The organism is Streptomyces sp. NPDC090499 (assembly GCF_044769305.1).
Classification (GTDB): domain Bacteria; phylum Actinomycetota; class Actinomycetes; order Streptomycetales; family Streptomycetaceae; genus Streptomyces.
This window is the reverse complement of sequence record NZ_JBIVXP010000025.1, coordinates 17410-30398: the sequence shown is the minus strand read 5'-3', so window position 1 is coordinate 30398 and position 12989 is coordinate 17410. Positions and strand designations below refer to the sequence as shown.

Sequence of the window (12989 nt, the reverse complement as noted above, 5' to 3'; positions counted from 1 at the left end):
CCGGAGCCCGGCGGCATCGGCGCCCGCTGCCCGGCCGCCGGTCACCGGCCGCCGGTCACTGGGCCTGCCGGTCCAGCGCCCGGCGGCAGTCGGCGAGCAGCCGCTCGTCCTGGGCGATGTCGTGGCTGCCGTACCCGCCGGGCCGCGTCGTGTGCCGCCGGGCGCAGGCGAGTTCGGCCGCCACCAGGTCGCGCAACGGGGCACCCGCCGGGCCCATCTCCGCCAGACACGCGGCGATCGTGCCCCGGGTGTAGGGGTTCTCCGACCACGCGGCCCGGAACACCGGAAGTACGGGTTCCGGATCCCCGCCGATCCGCCACACCGCCTCGGCCGCCGCCGCCCGTTCCCAGACCCTGCCGGACCCGGCCAGCCGGCGCAGCGCGGGCAGCGCACCACGGGCGGCCACCCCCAGCCGGCCCAGCTGCTCGGCGGCCGTCCGCGCGCTGCGGCTGCGGCCGTGCGCCAGCTCCCGCAGCAGCACGGGGAGTACGGCGGCCTCGTCCCCCTCCGCCGACCACAGCGCTCCGGCCGCCAGGGCTGCGTGCCGGGTGTCCAGGAGCCCGCGCAGGACCGGCGCCGCCGCCCGGGCGGCCGTACCCAGCACGTCGAGCGCCCGGACCGCCTGCCCGACCAGGGCCTCCCGCGCCCCCAGCCCGTCCGGTGCGCCGCGCAGCAGCCGCAGCACCTCGGGCACCGCCGCCGGGTCCTTGAGGGCGGTGACCGCCGCCAGCAGCGGTGCGGCCAGTTCGGCGGCCTCGGGCGAGTCCGGGTCGACCCGGCCGAGGCGGCGCCGCAGCGCGGGCCCGAGCGGGGCGGCCGCCGGGCCCAGATGCACGATCTCGAAACCCAGCCCACCGGGCACCACCGGTCGCGCCAGCAGCTGGGACAGGGCCGGCACCGCGCGCGGATCGCCGCTTCTGGCCAGTGCCTTCAGCGGACCACCCAGCGAGGGTCTGCCGCGCTCCCAGGTGTGCACCCACAGGTCGGGCCGCACGGTCACCAGCGCGTGCAGCTCGTCGGCGGCCGGCGCGGCCAGCCCGAACAGCTCCACGAGCACCGTTACCGCCGCGTCCCGCAACTGGTCCTGTTCACGCCCCAGTTGCCTGCCTATCAGCGAGACCGGCGCCGCGAAGTCCGCCCGCCAGCCGCGGAACAGACCGGCCGACATCCACACCGCGTTGCACCGGTCCATCGGATCCGGGCTGCTCAACTGGCCGACGAGCAGCGCGATCCGGTCCGCCACCCGGTCCTCCAGCGCCCGGTGCAGGGTGCGCAGCAGATACGAGCCCTCCTCGTCCGAGGGCCGCAGCCGCCGGATCCGGCCGACCAGGGTGTCCGTGTCCACCCGGGCCGGGCCGGCCGTCCGCCGCTCCGACCGCTCCCTGAGCAGCCGGACCGCGGTCGGCACCAGGTCGGCGGGCAGCCGCTCCGGCGCGCCGAGGCCCAGCTGCCCGAGGGCGGCCAGCCGCGCCGCCGGGGCGTACGACGGCCCGCTCTGCGCGGCCAGCAACTCCACTGCCCCGGCGGCCCGTTCGGGACGGCACCGGACGAACAGCCCGAGGGCCTCGGTCAGGGCGAGCAGCACCTGTTCGTCGCGCTCGACCGTGCTCCGCCGCCGTAGCAGCGCCAGCACCCGCTCCGGTTCGTCGAGGAACCGGACCAGCGCCCCGGGCACCGCACGGCGCACCCCGGGGCACGGGTCGTCGGCCAGCGGCACGAGCGCCTCGGCGCCGGCGCGGACGGCGGCCCCGGCCCGCGAACCGGCGCTCTCCGCGCCGATGCTGACCAGCAGTTCCACTATGGCACCCCGGTCCTGCACCTCCGGCCGGGACGCGAGCGTGAAGAGGAACGGGACGCAGGCGAGCGTCGAGTCGTACACGTTCCCCTGGTGGTGCACCGAGCCGTACATCCCGTCGAGCGCGGCCTCCCGCTCGGCCGCGTCCGCCGAGGCCAGTCCGCGCAGCAGACCGGGCACGTCCGCCGCGCTGCCGTACGCGTGCCGCAGCGAGGCCCAGTCGACCTCGTCGATCCCCGTGAACACCGTTGTCCTCCCCAGGCGAGTACCACCTGTTCCGGAGTGTGCACCACGGCACTGACAACAATGCGGAATCGGACGGCAACGGTGTGCGATCCGCCGGCGGTCACCGGCCGCCGGCGGAGCGCGCGGGGATCAGTTCCGGCCAGGCAGCGCCCGCTCCAGGATCGCGTCGAACCCGGTGTCGGCCGGCAGGGTGCCGAACGCGTGCCCCCAGTCGCCGCCGAGCCGGGTCGCGCAGAAGGCGTCCGCGACGGCGGCCGGGGCGTACCGGACCAGCAGCGAGCCCTGCAGCGCCAGTGCCATCCGCTCGACCAGCCGGCGCGCCGACACCTGGCCGGTCTCGGCCAATTCGCTCTTCAGCCGGGTCACGGCCGTGTCCAGCCGGGCGTCCGCGCCGCGCGCGAGCGCGAGTTCGCCGAACAGCGCGTCGGCGGCGCCGGGTTCGCGGGACAGCGCCCTCAGCACGTCGAGCGCGTTGACGTTCCCCGAGCCCTCCCAGATCGACAGCAGCGGCGCCTCGCGGTAGTGCCGGGGCATGCCGGAGTCCTCGACGTAGCCGTTGCCGCCCAGGCACTCCAGCGCCTCCGCGGTGAAGGCCGGGCCGCGCTTGGTGACCCAGTACTTGCCGACGGCCGTCGCGATCCGCCGGAAGGCCCGCTCCTGCTCGTCCCCGCGCACCGCCCGGTCCGCGGCCCCCGCAAGGCGCAGGGTCAGCGTGGTCGCCGCCTCCGACTCCACCGCCAGGTCGGCCAGGACGTTGCGCATCAGCGGCTGGTCGGCGAGCCGCGCCCCGAACGCGCTGCGATGGCGCGCATGGTGACCGGCCTCGACCAGGGTCTTGCGCATCAGGGTCGCCGAGTTCATCACGCAGTCGAGCCGGGTGCAGTTGACCATCTCGATGATGGTCTTCACCCCCCGCCCCTCGGCCCCGACCAGCCAGGCCACCGTCCCGTCGAACTCCGGCTCGGAGGACGCGTTGGAGCGGTTGCCGAGCTTGTCCTTCAACCGCTGGATGCGGAACGCGTTGCGACTGCCGTCCGGCAGCACGCGCGGCACCAGGAAGCAGGACAGGCCGCCCGGTGCCTGGGCCAGCACCAGGAAGACGTCGCACATCGGCGCCGAGGTGAACCACTTGTGCCCGCGCAGGGTGTAGACGCCCGGCTCGGCGGTGGGCGTGGCGGCCGTCGTGTTCGTCCGTACGTCCGAACCGCCCTGCTTCTCGGTCATGCCCATCCCGGCGAGCAGCCCCGGCTTCTCCGTCGGCACGCGCAGCCCCGGCTCGTACTCGCGGCTCGTCAGCAGCGGCTCGTACACCTTGGCCAGCTCGGGCTGGGCGCGCAACGCCGGAACGGCGGCGTACGTCATCGACGTGGGACACCCGTGCCCGGACTCGGTGTGCCCCCACACCAGTCCGCCGGCCGTCCGCGCGACGTGGGCCCCCGCCCGGTCGTCCGCCCAGGCGGCCCCGGCCAGGCCCTCCGCCACCGCCGTCCGCATCAGGTGGTGCCAGCTGGGGTGGAAGTCGACCTCGTCGATCCGGTTGCCGTACCGGTCGTGGGTGCGCAGCTCCGGCTCGTGCCGGTTGGCCAGCTCACCCCACTCCTGCGCCTCCGCGCTCCCGGCCCGCGCCCCGAGCCGCCGGATCCCCGCCTCGGCCCACTCCGCCCCCTCCCGGCGCAGCCCCTCGATCAGGGCCGGGTCGTCGGAGGCGTCGTACGGGGCGAGCGGGGGCGGCTGGTTGGTGACGTCGTGGTTGGCGTACTGCGGCTGCGGGAGCGCGGCGGTCGGGTCCATGACCGTCATGTTGCAGGAATTCTGCGGTCGCAGCAATAGTGCAACAAAGTGCCGCACGTACAGTCGTGACCATGCACATGAAGGACGTGTCCGCCGAGCCCGCCGACGTCGGCCTGCCGCCCCTGTCCGCCCGGTCGGTCGTGCTGAGCCTGCTGCTGGGCACGCATCCGCCGGAGCTGCCGGTGAAGGACCTGATCCGGTTCGTCGAGCCCTTCGGGGTCGGCGGCTCCACGCTCCGTGCCGCGCTCAGCCGCATGACGGCCGCCGGTGACCTGCGCCGCACCGGCGACGCCGGCTACGGCCTCAGCGACCGGCTGCTGGCCCGCCAGCGCCGCCAGGACGAGGCGGTACGGCCCCGCACGCGCGCGTGGCGCGGCGAGTGGGAGATGCTGGTCGTCACGGCCACGGGCCGCGACCCCGCCGCACGGGCCGACCTGCGCACCCGCCTGACCTCGCTGCGCCTGGCCGAACTCCGCGAGGGCGTCTGGCTCCGCCCGGCGAACCTGGCGAGGCGCCTGCCCGCAGGCCTCGCGGAGACCGCCCAGTCCTACACCGCCCGCCCCGACCGGCCCGCACTCGAACTGGCCGCCGAACTCTGGCCGCTGGCCGCCTGGTCCGGCACCGCCCGCGCCCTCCTGACCCGGGCGTCCGGGGCCCGGCTCCCGGCCGACCGCTTCACGGTCTTCGCGGCAGCGGTACGCCACCTGCTGACCGACCCCGTCCTGCCGCCGGAACTCCTGCCCGCCGACTGGCCGGGCGACGACCTGCGCGCCGCGTACGCGCAGTACCGCGCGGAACTGAGCGGGCCCGCGGAGAACCCGGCCGGCTGACCCCGGCGACAGCTTCCCGGGAGGCGGCTTGACCTTACCCTCGGGGGCAGGGTTTAGCGTTCGTCGAGGTGAGAGACATGCGGATCAGTGAACTCGCCCGCCGGGCGGGCGTGACGGTCAAGGCGGTGCGCTACTACGAATCGCTGGGACTGCTCGCGCCCGACCGGCTGGCCAACGGCTACCGGGACTACGGCGAGGGCGACGTACGGCTCGCCCGGGAGATCAGGTCGCTCGGCAGGCTGGGCATCCCGGTGGAGCGCACCCGTCCGTTCCTGGACTGTCTCGTGGTCGGACACCAGCACGCCGACGACTGTCCCGCCTCGCTGGCCGAGTACCGGGAGGCGATCGACGAGATCACCCGGCGCATCGACGGGCTCACCGCCCGCCGGACGGCTCTGATCGCGCACCTGCACGAGGCCGCGCACCGCAACAGCCGGATCGCACCGGCCTGCCCTGCCGAAGGAGACGACCCGATGACCGACTACCTGAGTCTGCCCGCCGACCTGCCCGTCCCCGAGGACGACGGCGCGACCGCCCATCTGCCGGGTACGAAGATGCCGAACCTGGAACTGCGGGCCACCGACGGAGAGGCGGTCCTTCTCGACGGGCTCGGCGCGGGCCGGACGGTGCTCTACGTCTACCCGCTCACCGGGCGGCCGGGCACCGACCTGCCCGAGGGGTGGAACGCGATCCCCGGGGCACGTGGCTGCACCCCGGAGACGTGCGGCTTCCGCGACCACCACCAGGAACTGCTGGCCGCCGGAGCGGCCGGCGTGTTCGGCCTCTCCAGCCAGGACACCGACTACCAGCAGGAGGTCGTCGAACGGCTCGGCCTGCCGTTCCGGATGCTCTCCGACCCCGCGCACGGCCTCGCCCGCACCCTCGGTCTGCCGACGTTCGACACCGCCGGACTCACGCTCTACAAGCGGCTCACGCTGATCGTCCGGGACGGTGTGATCGAGCACGTCTTCTACCCGGTCTTCCCGCCGGACGAGCACGCGGGCCAGGTGCTGACCTGGCTGCGCGCCAACCCCCGATAGGACGAACGACCCTTGGAGCCCCCCATGTTCACCGGCCTGAGCGCCTTTCCGCTGACCCCGATCGCCGCCGACGGAGACATCGACGAGGAAGCGTTCGCCCGTCTGGTCCGGCGCCTCGCCGCAGCCGGCGTCGACTCGATCGGCGCGTTGGGCTCCACGGGGTCCTACGCCTACCTCACCCTCCCGGAACGGGCCCGTGCCGCCCGTGTCGCGGTGGAGCACGCCGACGGCGTCCCGGTCGTCGTGGGCATCGGCGCAGTGCGCACCCGGGACGTGTTGGCGGCGGCCGAGGACGCGCAGCGCGCCGGGGCCGCGGGCGTGCTGCTCGCTCCGGTGTCGTACCAGCCGCTGACCGAGGAGGAGGTGTTCGGGCTGTACGAGGACGCCACCGCGAACCTCTCCGTCCCGCTGGTGGTCTACGACAACCCGCGCACCACCGGGTTCACCTTCACCGACGAGCTGTACGCGCGGGTGGGCCGGCTGCCCCGCGTGGCGTCGGTCAAGATTCCCGGGGTCCCCGCCGACCCCGCCGCGGCCCGGGCCCGGGTGGCGCGGCTGCGGGAGATCCTGCCGCCGCACGTGACCGTGGGGGTGAGCGGGGACGCGTCGGGAGCGGCCGGGCTGATCGCCGGCTGCGACGCCTGGTACTCGGTGACCGCCGGTACCCTCCCCGGACCGGTCCTCGCCATCACCGCGGCGGCCAGGGAGGGGCGGGCGGACCGGGCCAGCGAGGAGTCGGAGCGGCTCCAGCCGCTGTGGGACCTCTTCGCCCGGCACGGATCGCTGCGGGTCATCGCGGCAGTGGCCGCCGAACTCGGCCTCACGCCGCAGCACAGCCTGCCCCGCCCGCTGCGCAGCCTGTCGGGTGACGACCACAGGCAGGTCGCCGACGTACTGCGGCGGCTCCGGCTCGACGCGTGAGACCCGGTGGAAAGCCGCTGCCCCGGAGGCCTGTCGCGCGGACATGCCGGCGAGGGGGGAGCGGTGTACGGTCGATCCACCGTGTGCATGCGCTTCGCAGCCGCCCCCAGGCCAGTGGCCCAGACGCTCCGGGAGTGCCCATGGCTCAGCAGACGAACATCGCCGCGCAGACCGCTTTCGGAGAGGCCGTCGTCGCCGGCGACCTCGATGCCCTCGACGGGATCGTCGCGGCCGACTCGACCGACCACGACCCCGCCCCGGGACAGGCCCCCGGGCCCGGAGGGTACAAGACCATGTTCGGCGAACTGCGGACGGCCTTTCCCGACCTGAGCCTCCAGGTGGAGCATCTGGTCGCCACCGACGACGAGTTGGCCTTCGCCTACGTCATCTCCGGCACGAACCTGGGACCGCTGATGGGGCATCCGGCGACCGGCAGGAAGGCCAGCTACCGGGGCATGCAGATCAGCCGCTTCGACCGCGACGGCAAACTCGTCGAACGCTGGGGCAGCAGCGACGAACTCGGCATGCTGCGCCAGCTCGGCCTCGTCGAGGTCTGAGACGGGCGCGTGCGGGCGGGGCCGCCGCCCGGCCGGAGGCGCCCCCGCCCGCACGGTTGACTCGCGGTGAGCTAGGCGGACTCGGCTCCGCCGGCCACCGTGCCCAGGGCCGAATCCGCCCGCGACGGCAGGTGGTTGAAGAGCAGGTTCAGGACGATCGCGGTCAGGCAGCCCGCGCTGATGCCGCTGTTCATCACCGTCTGGAACCAGTCCGGGAACTTCGCGTAGACCGTCGGCACGCCCACCGGCAGCACGCCGACCGCCACCGAGACGGCGACCACCGTCAGATTGTGGTTGCCCGTGAAGTCGACGGCCGCCAGCGTGCGCAGGCCGCTCGCCGCGACCGTGCCGAACATCACCAGGCCCGCACCGCCCAGCACCGGAGCCGGAATCGCCGCGACCACCGCGCCCAGCTTCGGCAGCAGGCCGAGCAGCACCAGGATGCCGCCGGCCGCCGCGACCACCCAGCGGCTGCGCACCCGGGTCATCCCGACCAGGCCCACGTTCTGTGCGAACGCCGTGTACGGGAAGGTGTTGAAGACACCGCCGAGGACGGTCGAGAGGCCGTCGGCGCGCAGGCCGTCGGCGAGGGAGCGCGCCTCGACGCGGCGGCCGGTCAGCTCGCCGACCGCGAGCAGGTCACCGGTCGTCTCGGTCATCGTGACCAGTGCCACCACCAGCATGGAGACGATCGCCGAGGCCCGGAACGTCGGCGCCCCGAAGTGGAACGGCGTGCTGATGCCGAGCCAGTCGGCGTCCCCGACCCCGCCGAAGTCCGTGAACCCGAAGGGCACCGCCACCGCCAGGCCCACCGCGATGCCGATCAGGACCGCGATCCGGGCGAGGTAGGCGGGGGCGAACCGCTGCACGCCGAGCACCACCGCGAGCACGAAGGCCGCCAGCGCCAGGTTCTTCGGCTCCCCGAAGTCCTTCGCACCGGCGCCGCCCGCCGCCCAGTTGCCGGCGACCGGCAGCAGCGAGACCCCGATGACCAGGATCACCGTGCCGGTGACCAGGGGCGGGAAGAAGCGCAGCAGCCTTCCGAAGACGGGCGCAAGGAGCATGATCGCCAGGCCCGCGACGATCACCGAGCCGTAGATCGCGGGGAGTCCGCCGCCCGTCGTACCGATGAGGACCATCGGCGAGACCGCGGCGAACGTGCAGCCCTGCATGATCGGCAGCCGGACGCCGAAGCGCCAGAAGCCGACGCACTGGATGAGCGTGGCGATGCCGCACACCAGCAGGTCGGCGGTGATCAGGTACGCCAGGTCGGCGGGCGACAGCTTCATCGCGCCGCCCACGATCAGCGGGACGGCGACCGCACCCGCGTACATCGCGAGCACGTGCTGGAGGCCGAACGCGGTCAACTGCCGTACGGGCGGGACCTCGTCGACGGGATGGACGGAGGCGCTGGTGGTGGCCATGGGGACTCCAGAGCGGGGACGACATCCGGACAGCACGAGACCGTAGGCGGTTTGAACAGTTTGTTGATTTCCGGTCTGTTGCCGATACGTGTCATGCCCACCTGGATGCGGGTGGATCCCCCGTTCCGCTACGCCCCGGTCCGTGCCGCCGCCAGCAGGGAGTTCCAGTCGGCCAGCTTGACCACGCTCCGGCCGAGCCGGGCGCCGAGCGCCGCCTCGGCCTGCTCGATCGCCTGCCATCCCGTCCACGGGACCGGCTCGATGCCGGCCGAGCGCAGCGCGGCGACCGGGTCCCCGGCCACCTCCCGGCGCAGCAGCAGCGGTGCGTCTTCGAGCAGGGACGTCACCGTCTCCTTGGCGTCCGGCCGGTTGGTGCCGATGACACCGGTGGGCCCCCGTTTGATCCAGCCGGCCACGTAGTCGCCCGGCACACTGAAACAGCCGTCCAGGACCCGGCCCGCCTCGTGCGGCACGGTGCCGCTCTCCTCGTCGAACGGGAGGCCGTCCAGCGGGACTCCGCGATAGCCCACCGAACGCAGCACCAGCTGCGCCTCGACGGTCTCGTACTGCCCGGTTCCCCGCACCCTGCCGCGCGCGTCGAGTTCCGTCCGCTCGAACAGCACCGCGCCCACCCGCCCGCCGTCGTCGAGGAACTCGACCGGGCGCAGGAAGAAGCGGAGCCAGATACTGCGCTCCGCGCCCCGGCCGCCGGCGCCGCCCCAGTTCCGCAGCACCTCGATGTTGCGCCGCTGGGCGGCGGGCAGCGCGGACGGGTCGGCGTAGGCCGGGTCGCGCTCCAACTCGTCCGGATCCAGCAGGACTTCGGTGCCCGGCAGGCCGCCCAGCTCGCGCAGCTCCTTGGTCGTGAACCGGGCCTGCGAGGGCCCGCGCCGGCCCACGACGTGCACGTCTCTTATCCGGCTCGCCGCCAGCGCCGTCAGGGCCGCCTGCGGCATGTCGGTGGGGCTCAGCTCCGCCACGCCCCGGGCCAGCATCCGGGCCACGTCCACCGCGACGTTGCCGACCCCGATGACCACCGCGGACCGGGCGTCCCGCACGAACCCGGCGTCGATCGCGTCCGGATGCGCGCTGTACCAGGACACGAACTCGGTCGCCGACCAGCTGCCCGGCAGCTCCTCGCCGGGAATCCCGAGCCGCCGGTCGGTCGCGGCGCCCACGCAGTACACCACCGCGTGGTACAGCTCCCGCAGCCGCTCCACCGGCAGTCCGCCCGTGCCCCCGACCCGGACCCCGCCGAGGAACCGCACCCGCTCGTGCTCCAGCACGGTGCGCAGGTTCCCCTGGAGGGACTTGATCTTCTCGTGGTCAGGGGCCACTCCGTACCGCACCAGTCCGTACGGGCACGGCAACCGGTCCAGGACGTCCACGCACACCGTGGGGTCGAGCTGGACGAGGTTCTGGGCGGTGTAGCACCCGCTCGGCCCGGAGCCGACGACGGCGACACGCAACACAGGGGGACTCCTTGCCCGAGGGGCTGGTCCTTCCAGCATCCCACCGGCCCGGTCCTCCAGACAGGGGCCGCTGGGGTGACGTGGATGCGCGTCCGGGTGCCATGCGTGTGATCAAGTGATTACGGTGCGCATGTGCCAGGAGGGCGGAAGGGCGCAAGGGCAGAAGTCCGGTCGGCCTTCGGGGTCAGTGGTTCGCCCGTTCCGCCGCGCTGCGCTCCACACAGAATTCGTTGCCCTCGGGGTCGTACAGCGTCACCCACCCGGTTCCGTCGGGCCGTCGGTGGTCCCCCTGGAGCGTGGCGCCGAGCGCGAGCAGGCGCTCGACCTCCTCGTCCCGGGTGCGGTCCTGGGGCCGGAGATCCAGGTGCACGCGGTTCTTCACCGCCTTGCGGTCGTCGACCCTGATGAACAGCAAGGTGGCGGCAGCAGTCGTGACCACGGCTTCCGGGTCGCCGGGAAAGTCGTCATCGGCCAACGAGCCGTCCAGGGCCTGAGCCCAGAAGCCCGCAAGAGCGAACGGGTCGGCGGCGTCGACGGTGACATGGCGTATCAGAGAACCCATGCGCCAAGCCGATCATGAATGCCTCCCGTCGTCCAGAGGCGGCAGACCTCGGCGTGGGGACTCCGATTCGGGTCCGGACCCGGCTTCGGGTTCGGACCGGTCCTCGGTGGCGAAGAACCGCGACAGGTCCCGCCGTTCGGCCGCGGGCGCCGACTCGGCAGGCAGGCCCAGCTCCCGGTCGAGCCCGTAGCGCTCGAACAGCTCCGCCCGCAGCGCCGGGATCGGCATCGGCACACCCGGCACCAGCGCCGCGTACACCGCGCCCATCAGCATGGCGCGCAGCATGGGGTAGTCGGCCTCGACGTGGTGCGAGCCGTAGCGGGCGACGGTGTCGCCCAGCAGCTCCGCCAGCCGCCGCTGCTCGGGGCACTGCACGAAGCCCTCGGCCTGGAGCAGGCCCGCCATGTGCTGGCGCATCAGCACCGGCCGGTCCTGGGCGAGCCCCAGGATCGCGTCGATGGCCCGGGCCAGCCGCTCCCGCCCGTCCTCGGTGTGCGGCTCGTGCTCCAGCGCCTCCTCCAGCGTGCGGTGCATCAGCCGGTGCACGGCGGACTGGACCAGCTGGCGCTTGCCGGGGAAGTAGTACGACACCAGTCCGCGCGCCGACCCCGCCCGGTCCGCGATCGCGCCCAGCGTGGTCGCTTCGAAACCGTGCTCGTCGACCAGCTCCACCGCGGCCTGCAGCAGCCGCTCGCGCGAACGCCTGCGCAATTCTTCATTGACCGAGGGGCTGCGGGGGGACATCCTGGAACTCCTGCGTTGACTGGCTGCCAGCCAACTATAATCGACGCAGTGGGCACCGCCCTGTGCGGGGCCTGTTCAGGGCTGCCGTCCGTCCGGGGCGACACGGGGGAGCGTCTCGGGCGGACGGCGCGACAGGTCAGGCCTGGGTGGGCGTGACCGGTCGGCGGGCCACGCCCACCAGGTCCAGGACCGGCAGCAGCGCGTCCGGCCGTTCGGCCACCGGCAGATGGTCCACGAAGTGCACCCGGCAGCCGAGCGCCGCCGCCCCGCCGTCGGCTGGCCTGCTGTCCCCGACCATGACCGTCTCGCCCGCCTCGGCCCCGAGCGCCTCGAGGGCGACCGTGAAGAGCCGCGGATCCGGCTTCTGGACGCCGTGTTCGTACGACAGGACGTACGTGTCCACATAGGCGTCGAGCCCGTGCTCGCGGAAGACCGGGCGCAGGTCCCAGCCGATGTTGCTGACCACGCCGACCCCGATGCCGTGCTCGCGCAGCGTGCGCAGGACCCGCGCCGCGTCCGGGTACGGCGTCCAGGCCCGCGGGTCCATGTGCCGCTCGTACAGCGCGTCGTGCAGGGCCGGGTCCGGCAGCGTCACCCGACGGGACAGGCCGGTGTACGCGGCCCGGTGCAGCTCCGCGCTCTCGTCCCGCACCGCCCACACGCCGGACAGTTCCTCGGGCAGTGCGGCCGGGAAGGCCCCGCCGGGCTGTGCCCCGGCCACCTCCAGCGCCCGCGCGGCCTCCGCCGACTCGGCCTCGGAGAGCGGTACTCCGGCCTCGGCGAGCACCGCCCGGAGCCAGGATTCGGCGGACTCGATGCGGAAGAGGGTCCCGGAGAAGTCGAAGAGCACGGCAGTCATGTGCCGGACTCTACCGACGGCGGTCGCGGCGCGGGCTACGGGCGAGGGCGTCCCCGGCCGTCGCGCTCCCACTCGTACGCCAGCACCGCCAGCGCCACCACCAGGGCGCCGAGCAGCCAGCCGCCGAGCACGTCCGAGGGCCAGTGGACGCCGAGCCACACCCGGGTCAGGCCGACGCCCACGACCGAGAAGCCGGCCGCGGCCAGGGCCGTACGCCGTATCGCGCGACCGGCGCCGCAGCGGTGCAGCAGCCACAGCAGCAGGCCGCAGACCACCGTCGCCGTCATCGCGTGCCCGGACGGGAAGGCCGGGTAACGGGCGGAGTCGACCGGGTCCGGCCACACCGGGCGCGGGCGGCCCACGGCGGCCTTGAGCGACTGCTGGGCGAGCGTCCCGAGCGCGCAGGTCAGGGTCAGCCACAGCGCGGTCCGCCACGCCGAGTGCCGCCACACCAGCCACACCGCGACCGCGGCGCACAGCAGGCGCATGGTCAGCGGGTCCCAGACCCAGTCCGCCAGGACCCGCAGCACCTGCGTGGTGCCGTGGTCCGCCACCGCCCAGCGGTGGGTGGCGTCGGCGATGCCCTCGTCCGCCGCGACCAGCGGAGGCCACTCGCCCGCGACGAGGGCCAGCAGCAGCGCCGAGGCGAGGGCGAGAACAGCGGTCGTGAGAAGGGGGGCCGGGCGGTCGTCGGGCGGGGGGCGCATGACGCGATCTTTGCCGAATCATTGCCCGCGGGGCAATTCCC

12 protein-coding genes are annotated in these 12989 nt (G+C 74.0%); 4 read left to right on the top strand and 8 right to left on the bottom strand.

Annotated elements, in window-relative coordinates:
- Positions 1-55: 55 nt before the first annotated feature.
- Positions 56-2041, bottom strand: a complete 1986-nt coding sequence (locus ACIQVL_RS46090) for a HEAT repeat domain-containing protein (RefSeq protein ID WP_403478541.1) — start codon at positions 2039-2041, stop codon at positions 56-58.
- A 129-nt stretch (positions 2042-2170) separates the two neighbouring features.
- Entirely contained in the window at positions 2171-3832 is a 1662-nt protein-coding gene (locus tag ACIQVL_RS46085) for an acyl-CoA dehydrogenase family protein (RefSeq protein WP_403478540.1), read from the bottom strand.
- A gap of 71 nt (positions 3833-3903) precedes the next feature.
- On the opposite strand from ACIQVL_RS46085, the gene ACIQVL_RS46080 reads away from it, so the two are divergent.
- The 4 genes from ACIQVL_RS46080 (at position 3904) to ACIQVL_RS46065 (ending at position 7180) form a co-directional block, all read left to right on the top strand.
- Complete coding sequence (locus ACIQVL_RS46080; protein ID WP_403478539.1) at positions 3904-4662, top strand: PaaX family transcriptional regulator C-terminal domain-containing protein; 759 nt, start codon at positions 3904-3906, stop codon at positions 4660-4662.
- 77 nt (positions 4663-4739) lie between these two features.
- Positions 4740-5702 carry a redoxin family protein gene (locus ACIQVL_RS46075; protein WP_403478538.1) on the top strand — a complete coding sequence of 321 codons (963 nt, stop codon included), beginning with the start codon at positions 4740-4742 and terminating at the stop codon, positions 5700-5702.
- Between the two features lie 24 nt (positions 5703-5726).
- Complete coding sequence (locus ACIQVL_RS46070) at positions 5727-6623, top strand: dihydrodipicolinate synthase family protein (protein WP_403436224.1); 897 nt, start codon at positions 5727-5729, stop codon at positions 6621-6623.
- A 140-nt stretch (positions 6624-6763) separates the two neighbouring features.
- The gene (locus ACIQVL_RS46065; protein WP_403436226.1) at positions 6764-7180 is read left to right on the top strand and encodes an ester cyclase; all 417 of its coding nucleotides are present in this window, start codon (positions 6764-6766) and stop codon (positions 7178-7180) included.
- 71 nt (positions 7181-7251) lie between these two features.
- Here ACIQVL_RS46065 and ACIQVL_RS46060 read toward each other — a convergent pair whose 3' ends face one another.
- The 6 genes from ACIQVL_RS46060 to ACIQVL_RS46035 form a co-directional block, all read right to left on the bottom strand.
- Positions 7252-8604 (bottom strand): nucleobase:cation symporter-2 family protein, encoded by a 1353-nt coding sequence (locus ACIQVL_RS46060; RefSeq protein WP_403436228.1) that lies wholly within the window; start codon positions 8602-8604, stop codon positions 7252-7254.
- A 128-nt stretch (positions 8605-8732) separates the two neighbouring features.
- The gene (locus ACIQVL_RS46055) at positions 8733-10076 is read right to left on the bottom strand and encodes an FAD-dependent oxidoreductase (RefSeq protein WP_403436230.1); all 1344 of its coding nucleotides are present in this window, start codon (positions 10074-10076) and stop codon (positions 8733-8735) included.
- A gap of 184 nt (positions 10077-10260) precedes the next feature.
- Positions 10261-10638: a VOC family protein gene (locus tag ACIQVL_RS46050; protein ID WP_403436232.1), complete on the bottom strand. Its 378-nt coding sequence runs from the start codon at positions 10636-10638 to the stop codon at positions 10261-10263.
- A 12-nt stretch (positions 10639-10650) separates the two neighbouring features.
- Positions 10651-11382 carry a TetR/AcrR family transcriptional regulator gene (locus tag ACIQVL_RS46045; RefSeq protein ID WP_403478537.1) on the bottom strand — a complete coding sequence of 244 codons (732 nt, stop codon included), beginning with the start codon at positions 11380-11382 and terminating at the stop codon, positions 10651-10653.
- A 136-nt stretch (positions 11383-11518) separates the two neighbouring features.
- Positions 11519-12241, bottom strand: a complete 723-nt coding sequence (locus ACIQVL_RS46040) for an HAD family hydrolase (protein WP_403436237.1) — start codon at positions 12239-12241, stop codon at positions 11519-11521.
- 35 nt (positions 12242-12276) lie between these two features.
- Positions 12277-12948 (bottom strand): phosphatase PAP2 family protein, encoded by a 672-nt coding sequence (locus tag ACIQVL_RS46035; RefSeq protein ID WP_403478536.1) that lies wholly within the window; start codon positions 12946-12948, stop codon positions 12277-12279.
- Positions 12949-12989: the final 41 nt, after the last annotated feature.